This is a genomic window from Catenulispora rubra, from assembly GCF_015356825.1.
In the GTDB taxonomy this organism is placed as follows: Bacteria; Actinomycetota; Actinomycetes; order Streptomycetales; family Catenulisporaceae; genus Catenulispora; species Catenulispora rubra.
Map to the genome: position 1 here is coordinate 1 of NZ_JAACYW010000393.1, position 9,123 is coordinate 9,123.

General features: G+C 70.3%; 6 protein-coding genes and 1 pseudogene. 4 read left to right on the forward strand and 3 right to left on the reverse strand.

The features are described from left to right. Together GWK61_RS49970 and GWK61_RS49975 are read left to right on the forward strand one after the other, a co-directional pair. Positions 1–565 (forward strand): annotated as a pseudogene (locus GWK61_RS49970) (hypothetical protein); the annotation flags it as partial. A gap of 251 nt (positions 566–816) precedes the next feature. Beyond that, positions 817–1,710, forward strand: a complete 894-nt coding sequence (locus GWK61_RS49975; RefSeq protein ID WP_194920887.1) for a hypothetical protein — start codon at positions 817–819, stop codon at positions 1,708–1,710. Between the two features lie 43 nt (positions 1,711–1,753). Here GWK61_RS49975 and GWK61_RS49980 read toward each other — a convergent pair whose 3' ends face one another. The 3 genes from GWK61_RS49980 to GWK61_RS49990 form a co-directional block, all read right to left on the reverse strand. Further along, positions 1,754–2,398: a response regulator transcription factor gene (locus GWK61_RS49980; RefSeq protein ID WP_194920896.1), complete on the reverse strand. Its 645-nt coding sequence runs from the start codon at positions 2,396–2,398 to the stop codon at positions 1,754–1,756. A gap of 53 nt (positions 2,399–2,451) precedes the next feature. Then, on the reverse strand, positions 2,452–3,642 hold the full coding sequence (locus GWK61_RS49985) for a sensor histidine kinase (RefSeq protein WP_194920888.1): 1,191 nt from the start codon (positions 3,640–3,642) through the stop codon (positions 2,452–2,454). Between the two features lie 240 nt (positions 3,643–3,882). Further along, positions 3,883–6,096 (reverse strand): RICIN domain-containing protein, encoded by a 2,214-nt coding sequence (locus GWK61_RS49990; RefSeq protein ID WP_194920889.1) that lies wholly within the window; start codon positions 6,094–6,096, stop codon positions 3,883–3,885. Between the two features lie 390 nt (positions 6,097–6,486). Here GWK61_RS49990 and GWK61_RS49995 point away from each other — a divergent pair, with 390 nt between their 5' ends. Continuing rightward, positions 6,487–8,238: a serine/threonine protein kinase gene (locus GWK61_RS49995; protein WP_194920892.1), complete on the forward strand. Its 1,752-nt coding sequence runs from the start codon at positions 6,487–6,489 to the stop codon at positions 8,236–8,238. Positions 8,239–8,289: 51 nt separating this feature from the next. Further along, entirely contained in the window at positions 8,290–8,877 is a 588-nt protein-coding gene (locus GWK61_RS50000; protein ID WP_194920894.1) for a hypothetical protein, read from the forward strand. Positions 8,878–9,123: the final 246 nt, after the last annotated feature.

Genomic DNA, 9,123 nt, shown 5'->3' on the forward strand with positions numbered 1-9,123 from the left:
CGGTCACGGCTCGGGCAACGTGGTGGCGGCGGGGGGTATTTCTTCGTCGGCGTCGACACTGCCTACTACGCCGGTGTCCTCGACGCTTGCACCGGACACACCGGTGACACCGAACTCGCCGACGTCCTCGCCGGTGACGACTTCGACGTCGTCGGCGGCGCCGAAGGTACGCGTGGTGCAGCCCGGGACAGTCGACCTCGGCGACGGCTACTCCCTGACTCTGACATCGAACTCGGAAACCCTCTCCGGCTTCGGCGGCCAGAACGGCCCGCACTACACCGACAACGGCAACCAGGCCGCCGGCTCGATCGGCATCCAGGCCGACGACCGGATGGTCGCGGGCCTGTACATCGGCAGCGGCGAGGCGGCCACGGGCCTCGTGACCGTGGACGGCAAGAAATACCCGGCGACGATCGTCACCCTGGCCGGCCACCCGGGCTGGAGCGTGGCCTACGCGCTGCTGCCGACGATGCCACAGATGGCGACCTCGACGATGTCGATCAGCGTCGCCGACGCGGCCGGGCACCAACTGGCCTCGTTCACGTCTCCGCCGCACGGGCACTGAGGTATGACAGCAGGGCACTGAGGTACGGCAGCAGGGCACTGAGGTACGGCAGCAGGGCACTGACCGCGATTCAGGTTGTGCCGGGCGTCTGAACCGCCCGGCACAACCCTTGCCCAGCAGCGTATGGAGCGCCGCTGGATGCTGCATTCTGTCACCGGCCTGCGGCTGGATGAACAGGTGTGGCCAGCCACACCCCAAGTCGATGGCCAGCCGCAGTGACCAGGCCCGACGTTCCCGCGATCGTGAACGTCATGGCACACGCAACCGTCTTTGCCCCCGTCCCACCGACCGCGCGCAGCTCGCCGCTCTCGGCGCGCGTCGTCGCGGCCCTCTGTGTACTCGCCGCGGTCTTCGCCGCCACGTTCGTCCTGGCGCCGGGACCGTTGGCGTCGAGCACGTCGGGCGCCAGCCTCGCCAACCGCGACACGCTCGACAACGCCGCGAAGACCGCCTTCGTCGGCTACTGGAACTCCGGCTCGCGGACCTTCACGCCGGACATGGCGAGGGTCGTCGACTACTGGCGTCAGTACCACGTGGTCAAGGCGATCGCCGCCGCGCTGCTGCTGCTCGTGGCGATCATGCTCACCGTTCGGCTCTGGCGCGCCCTGCTGGGAGCCGGTGCACGAGACACCCGAACGCGCTTCGGCCTCGCCGCCGGCTGGACACTCGCCACGCTGCTCACAGTAGGAAGCGTGCTGCTAGTGATGGCCAACGTCCAGGGCTCGATCGCTCCCCTGTCCTCCGCGATCACGCTGCTGCCGTTCCACACCTCCGAGACCGGGCTGTCCACTGCGCTCGCGCAGATCAGGACCGATCTCACCGGCTACTCTCACGCAGGCGCACACCACCCGCCGATCGTCGCGCGGATGGTCGACGACTTCGCCACCTATCACGCCGTGATCGCCGTGCTCACCGCGATCGTGCTGCTCGTCGTACTCGCGATGAGTGTCGCGCTCTGGAAGCGGTTCCGCGCCATAGGCAAGACCGGCACGTCCGACGATCGCCGCACGCGCCGCCTCCTCGCCGCGCTCGGCACCATGCTGGCCGTCACAGGGCTCGCGACGCTCCTCGTGTGCGTGGCGAACACGGGCACCACCGCAGACCCGGCGCCGGCGCTCCTGGCGCTGTTCCAGGGCGGCTGGTAGGGCGGCTGGTAGTCGGTAGCCGTCAATGCCCTGCGGTAGCCGTTCAGGCCCTGAGATAGGCCAGCACGGCCCGCACCCGACGATGCTGCGTCTCGTCGGGCGGCAGCCCGAGCTTCACGAACACGTTCCCGATGTGCTTCTCCACCGCGCTGCCCGACAGCGACACCCGCTTGGCGATGGCCGAGTTCGAATACCCTTCGGCCATCAGCCCCAGCAGCTCCCGCTCGCGCGCCGTCAGCGCCGCGAGCGGGTCGCGCCGTTGCCGGGCGGCCAGCAGCCGCGCGACGACCTGCGGGTCGAGCACCGTCGCCCCGGCCGCGACGCGGTCGAGGGCGTCGAGGAACTCCTCGACCTTCGCGACCCGGTCCTTGAGCAGGTAGCCGACTCCGCCGGAGGCGTCGGCGAGCAGGTCGGCGACGTAGGAGACCTCGACGTACTGGCTCAGCACCAGGATCGGCGTGCCGGGCAGCCGCTCCCGTGCGGCGATCGCGGCGCGCAGGCCCTCGTCGGTGTGCGTCGGGGGCATGCGCACGTCGACGATCGACACGTCCGGCCGATGCGCCAGCACGGCCTGGATCGCCGACGGGCCGTCGCCGACCGCGGCGACCACCTCGTGGCCGTCCTCGGCGAGCAGCCGGACCAGGCCCTCGCGCAGCAGGACCGCGTCATCGGCGACCACGATGCGCAGGGGGCGCCGGGTCGGGCCGGTGTCATAAGCGCGAATCGCCGCCCCCGCCGGAGTCACCGACATGGCAGCTCCGCACTGATCGTCGTCGGACCACCGGCCGGACTGACGACGTCCAACCGCCCGCCCACCGCCCCGACCCGGTCGCCGAGCCCGCGCAGCCCGTGCCCCTTGGCGAACGCCGCGCCGCCGACGCCGTCATCGGTCACCCACACCTTCAACAGCCTCCCCTCGTCATGCCGCATCCCGACGACGCAGCACGTCGCCCCGCTGTGCTTCGCCACGTTCGTCAACGCCTCGGCGACCACGAAGTACGCGGCCGTCTCGACCGCCGCGTCCAACCGCGGCCGCGCCGACCCGGCGGCGACGTCCGTGTCGAACTCGGCCGGGACGACACTCGACGCGACCATCGCCGCAAGCGCCTCGCGCAGCCCGCGGTCCGCCAGGATCGGCGGGGCGATGCCACGGGAAAGGGCGCGCAGCTCGTCCAGCGTCTCCTGCGCCTGGAGCAGCGCGTCGCCGAGGGCCTGCCGCGCGAGGTCCGGCTTGCGGTCCAGGTGGTGCTGCGCGCGCCCGAGCTCCAGAGCGAGCCGGACCAGCCGCTGCTGCGGCCCGTCGTGGATGTCGCGCTCCAGCCGCCGCAGCGCGTCCGCCTCCGCCGTCACCGCCGCCACGGCCTGCGCCCGCGCGGTGTCGCGCTCGCGCTCAAGGCCGCGGATCCGCCGATGCAGCGCCGACACGTCGGACAGCAGTGCCTCGCTGAGCCCGATCTGCACGGCCACGCACACCCGCGTGAGCGCCGGCAGCGTCAACAGAGTCACCACGCCGACCGTGAGCGCGAAGGCAAGCCGCCCGTCCGGCGTGGTCAGCCCCAGGCTCAGCGAGAGGTGCGACTGCCCGCTGCCCGCGTAGAGCTTCATCGGCCGCAGCGTGGCGGGGGTGTTCCGGACGCGGATCGGAAAACTCAGCGTCGCCAGCGCGATGAACCACCAGAACGCGGTGAGGGCCGAGGTGATGAAGACGACGGGCAGCGCCAGAACCGCGTGCGCCAGACCGAGCCACGCCCCGGGCCGGCGCCCGCGCACGCCGCGAACCGCCGCATACAGCCCGACGACCGCACTGAACGGCGCGGTGAGCAGGTAGAGCGATTCCACAAGGGTCCGCCGCCCGATCCTGGCGACGACCCCGGGGGTCCGCTTCCACCGGCCCGCCGCCGCGGCGGACGAGGTCAGGGAGGGGACGGCCATGCGCCAAGGATAATTCGGCGCGGCGCGGGAGGGGCGCGGCGCTCGGATTGGGGGCGGACCCGGGCCGGAGCCGAGCCCGGAACCGGAACTGGTCCCGAGTCGAACCCGGACACGAGCCCGAGCCAGGCTGGATCAGAGCCAGAGCCAGAGCCAGACCTGGCCCCGGACCCGAGTCGCAGCCGGACCGGAGTCAGGCCGGATCGGAGCCGGAGGCGGGGTCAATCGGCGGCGCCGCTCAGCTCACGGCACCAGCGTCCACCCCTGGTTCTGCCCACCGTTGGACGGGAACTGGATCACCGCGGTGCCCGCGCTGGTGTTGCCGCCGGAGACGTCGACCAGCTGGCCGTCGTAGACACTCTTCAGCCCGATCACGCCCGGTCCGGCGTCGACCAGCGTCCAGCGCGAGTTGCTGTTGCCGTCGTCGGAGTACTGGATCAGCTGCGTGGCCGAGGTGGTGGTCGGACCCGGGATGTTGACCAGCTTGCCGCTGTTGGCGTTGACGATCGTGTACGCGCCGCTGCTCTGCCGCACGAACGTCCACTTCTGGTCGGCGCGCCCGTTGTCGGTCCACTGCAGCAGGGTCGCGCCGTCGGCGGTGGAGTCGTTGTTCACGTCCAGCCGGCCGCCGGTCAGCAGGTTCTCGACGCGGTACGCCTGGTTCGCGTCCGGCACCGGCACCAGCGTCCACTTCTGGTTCGCGCCGCCGTTGGCAGGCCACTGAATCACCGAGGCGCCGGAACTCGTCGAGCCGCCGGAGACGTCGGCACACAGGCCGTCGGAGGACGACTTCAGCGTGTAGGAGCCGCTGCCCGTCGGGACGAGCCGCCATTGCGTGTCGGTGGCTTTGTCGTCGCCCGCCTGAACCAGCTGCGCACCCTGGCTGCCGGACGGGACGGCCAGCTGCTGGTGACTCGTGCGGTTGAGGACCTTGTAGCTGCCGTCGCCGACCGGCACCAGCTGCCACTCTTGGTCCAGCGCGTTGTCAGCACTCTGCTGCACCACCGACGAGCCCGACGTGGCCAGGAACAGAGCGCTGTTGGCGTTGACGATGTTGTAGGACATCGCGGTGTAGCTCACAGCCCCGGTCGGCACCACCTTCAGCAGCGTGGTCCCATGCGCGGGCAACGAAACGCTGTACCCGCTCGCGAACGTCCCGAGGTCGCTGTGCGACCAGTCGTCGTGCACCGTCGCCGACGACCCGGTGAAGCCGATGTCCTGCCAGTTCACGGCGGTCGTGGCGGCCGAGCCCGACAGGTTGAACAGCGCCACGGTGTAGCTGCCGTCGCCGTTCGCCGCGTACCAGGCCTGCTGCTGCGTCGTGCGGTCCACCGCGCGCGCCGGGTGCCCGGCCCGGTCGACCGCGAGCACTTCGCTGTTGGTCAGCAGCCCGACATCCGTCGAGTCCAAGTTCGTCAGGTCCACGCCGAGCGTCAGGTTGGAGTTCTCGATCGCCCACAGCGTCAGCTGCGTCTTGCGCTCGTCATACGTGAGCCCGTCGTTCGAGCCGTTGCCGACCTCGATCGAGTCCAGGTCGTTCCACCCGCCGGTGCCACCGACGCCGATCCACGGCTGCACGTCGTTGAACCGGCCGCTGACGTTGTTCCAGTTGGTCAACGGGAACGAGGAGTTCGACCCGCAGTAGCACTCGATGTCGCCGTCGATGCGCCAGCCGTTGGAGTACTGCTGCCAGGACGCGGCGTCCGCCGTCGTCAGCGAGTTGGACAGCTCCAGGTGGATCGTGCGGCCGCTCTGGTTGAGCGCCTGGGACCAGTGCTGCACGTCGGCGACGCCCTGCGAGTCGCCGTCGTTCGGGCTGACGCCGTCGATCTTCAGGTAGTCGATGCCGTAGCCGGCGAGCTGGTCGGCCCACGAGTTCAGGAACGCCTGCGCCGCAGTGGGGTTCTTCGTGTAGTCGATGTAGTACATCCGACCACTGCCGAAGTTGTAGTTCGTCTCGTAGCTGCTGGTGTTGGAGACGATGTCGCGCGCGTGGAACGACGTCCCGGCGATCGGCGTGTTCTGGCTGTAGGCCGCGACCGGGATCCCGGGCGTCAGGTACATCCCGAACTTCTCGCCGAGGGAGTGGATGTACGAACCCAGATTCGCCATGCCGTCCGGGAACTTGCTGCTGTCGGTGACCCACCGGCCGCCGGAGTCGACCGTGTTGGCCGGGTCGAGGTACCAGAAGTCGTCGAGGTTGACGTACTTGTAGCCCGCGGCGACCAGGCCCGAGTTCGCCATCCCCTGCGCCTGGGCCTTCATCTTCGCCTCGGTCGGGGCGTTGCGCAGGAATGACCAACTGCTCCAGCCCATCAACGGCGTGACCGCCGCGCCGTTGCTCTGGGCGTAGGCCTTCGGCTCTCGGCCGTCGACGCAGAAGAGGGCCAGCAGCGCCGCCACGAAGAGGGCGAGGAGGCGGCGCGGGCCGGGACGTGCCAATGAGGCGTTTCGCATGACGTGCTCCCTGATGGACGGTGTTACGGAACCGGAAATCAAACAGGAAGGCAAGCAAGTTAACAGAATGAATCAGAGTTCTACGAGTGGAGTAAACGGATTCGACCGATAGACGTCAAGAGGGCAGACCCGGTAGTTTTCCGGCGAAGGCTGCGCTGCCCGGCCTCAGCGCGCATCGGCCGGGGCCTCGATCGGGTCACTGTGATCGGCGGACTCGGCACACTCCGGCGAGGACGGGTCCTGAAGCCCGGGCTTTAGACTCCGTCGGGCGTCCGGTCCGCGACGGCCACCGCGACGGCCACCAAGAATTCGTTCGACCGCTGGGCGGCTTCTCTGGCCCGCCGCCCCATAATGGCAAGGACGCCGTACAGGGGGAGGCAGAGCGTGGATATGAACGGCAACGTACACAAGGTGGGGCCCGCGCCGACCGATCGGATGGGGCCGTACCTGCTGCTTACGCAGCTCGGGTCGGGTGCGATGGGGCGGGTGTTCCTGGGGACGGACGCCGACGGGCGGCAGGCCGCGGTGAAGGTGGTGCGCTCGGATCTGGCCGAGATCCCGGCGTTCCGCAAGCGGTTCTCGCGGGAGTTGGAGGTCGCCGGGCGGGTTCACTCGCCGCGGATCGCCGAGATCTTCAATGCGCAGGCCGATGGCGAGCGGCCTTGGCTGGCGACTGAATACGTGCCGGGCCCGACGTTGCAGGACGCGGTGGAGCAGGGCGGCGGGTTCGACGATGCGCGTCTTCGTGCCCTGGCGGTGGCGATCGCCGAGGCGCTGCAGGTCATTCACGCCGCAGAGGTCGTGCATCGCGACCTCAAGCCGGCGAACGTGCTGCTCGGTCCGGACGGGCCGAAGGTCATCGACTTCGGCGTGGCGCGTGCCTTGGACGCTTCCCTGCTGACCAATACCGGCCAGACTCTCGGGACCCCTGCGTACATGTCCCCTGAGCAAGCCGACGGTCGCTCGGTGGAGGCCGCCTCCGACGTGTTCGCTCTGGGTTCGCTGCTGGTGTTCGCCGCCACCGGCCGGCTCGCCTTCGGGGACGGTGCGCCGCTGGCGATCCTGCACCGCGTGGTCAACAACGAGCCGGATCTGGAAGGTGTCGCCGTCGGTGACGACGTTCTGCATCGGCTGATCAAGGGGTGCCTGACCAAGGAGCCCGAGGACCGTCCGACTCCGCAGCAGATCATCGATGTGCTGGGTGAGGCCGGCTGGCAGCCGCTCGCCGGAGTCGCGTGGCAGGAGCCGCCGCTCGGGGTGGGACTGCCGCTCGCGGCCGGGGACGCGGCGGACCTGCCGACGGTGGCCCTGGCTCCGAAGCGTGGCGGCAAGCGCGTCGCCGTGATCTCCGGGGCCGCGGCCGCCGTCGTCATCCTGGCCGGCGTCGCCATCGTCGAGGGCAGCGGCGGCGGCAAGGGGAATCCGACGGCTGATACCCTCCGGGCCGGTAGCACGATGTCCAGCGGCCAGAACGGCGGGGCGTTTCCGCCTGCGCTCGGGTCTCCCAGCTCCGACGGTTCCAGCAGCTCCGGCAGCTCAGGCAGCTCCGGCGGGCAGGCGCTGTCCGGCGGCAAGCCGTCTCCGACCCCGAACGGACCGGTCACGCCGCCGAAGCCGGCGGGCGTCACCACGGCGGCGGCGCAGAGCAGCTCGGGGCAGATCACAGTCACGGTGCCCGCCGACGGCCCGAACGGCGGCGGATCGGTGACGCACCCGCCGTCGACCGCGACGACCAGCAAGCCGACGTCCCACCCGACGACGCACCCCGCCACGCCGACAACGCACCCGACGACTCCGCCGCATTCGCAGACGCCCCCGCCGCCGTCGCACAATCCGCCCGGCCCGATGGCCGCGGGCGACATCAGCGTGCAGATCCCGAACTGGATCGGCATGGCCACGGTGGACGTCTCGTGGAAGGCCCATTCGGACGCGACGAGCTACAGCCTGCACTACACGGTCAACGGGACGCCCGGGACCGACCAGACGGTGCCCGTCGGCGGGACCAGCTACTCCTACCAGATCCCGGCGGGGAGCACGACGTGCCTGCAACTCGCCGCGGTCAACCAGTACGGGCAGTCGGCGATGTACCCGAGCCCGATGTACTGCGTGAACTCGTTCGGCCAGGGGGTCAGCGGCGGGTGAGTAGTCCACCTCACAGGACGAGCGCGGTACGTGCATGAAGCCGCCGGAGTCATGTCGGAATCCGATGTCAGGGGTCTCCTGACACCGGTTTTCGACACCGCCGCCACGATCAGCGCCTCGCTGGTCGCGGCCGCCGCCGGTCCGACGAGCGCCGCGGCGCAGGAGCCCGCGCGTTCCGGGGTCGACAGCCTGGCACTGAGCACGGAGAGTGCCGCCGTAGCCGCCGGGTTGAACCAACTTCTGGAGCGCGCCGCCACCACGCCCAACGGCGCCCACGGCAGCACGGCCGTCCACATCGCCATGGCCGTCCCGGCAGCTGTCCAGAACACGACCATCCAGGTCCTGCCCGGCATCACCCTCACCATCGACAACTCCGGCGTGCAGCTGAACCTGACCAAGCAGGCCGTCACCGAGGTCGAGAACGTCATCGGCTTCGGCCAGACCGTCGCCGCCCTCGTCGGCCCGATCCTCGCGGCCGCCGGCGTCCCGAACGGCGCCCAGATCGCGAGCATCGTCGGCGCGGCGCTCGGCGTCGGCAACGCCTTCCTGAAGCTGTGCACGGCCCCCGACGGGAGCGCCACGTTCACCGTCCCGTGGCTGGGCATCCCGTCCTGCAGCGGGCTGACCATCTTCACGTAGTCGAGCGGCGCGCAGGGTTCACACCTCTGGAGCCTGCAGGCCGAGCTCTTCGGCGAGGAACACCATGACGTCGGCGAAGAGCTCGACCGTCGCGCCGATACCGCGCGCCCCGTGGCCGACACCGCGCTCCAATCAGAGCAGGATCGGGGCGGGGCCCGCGGACGCGGTGGTACGGCGAGTAGGCGTGCAGGACGGCGAGGTCAGCAAGGTCAGCGAGGTCGGCGGGGGGTCGGCGGGGTCTGCGGC

Bases quoted from the DNA above. Each gene is read 5' to 3' on its own strand.
- GWK61_RS49975 (WP_194920887.1), top strand. From the start codon at position 817: ATGGCACACGCAACCGTCTTTGCCCCCGTCCCACCGACCGCGCGCAGC.
- GWK61_RS49985 (WP_194920888.1), bottom strand. From the start codon at position 3,642: ATGGCCGTCCCCTCCCTGACCTCGTCCGCCGCGGCGGCGGGCCGGTGG.
- GWK61_RS49990 (WP_194920889.1), bottom strand. From the start codon at position 6,096: ATGCGAAACGCCTCATTGGCACGTCCCGGCCCGCGCCGCCTCCTCGCC.
- GWK61_RS49995 (WP_194920892.1), top strand. From the start codon at position 6,487: ATGAACGGCAACGTACACAAGGTGGGGCCCGCGCCGACCGATCGGATG.
- GWK61_RS50000 (WP_194920894.1), top strand. From the start codon at position 8,290: ATGTCGGAATCCGATGTCAGGGGTCTCCTGACACCGGTTTTCGACACC.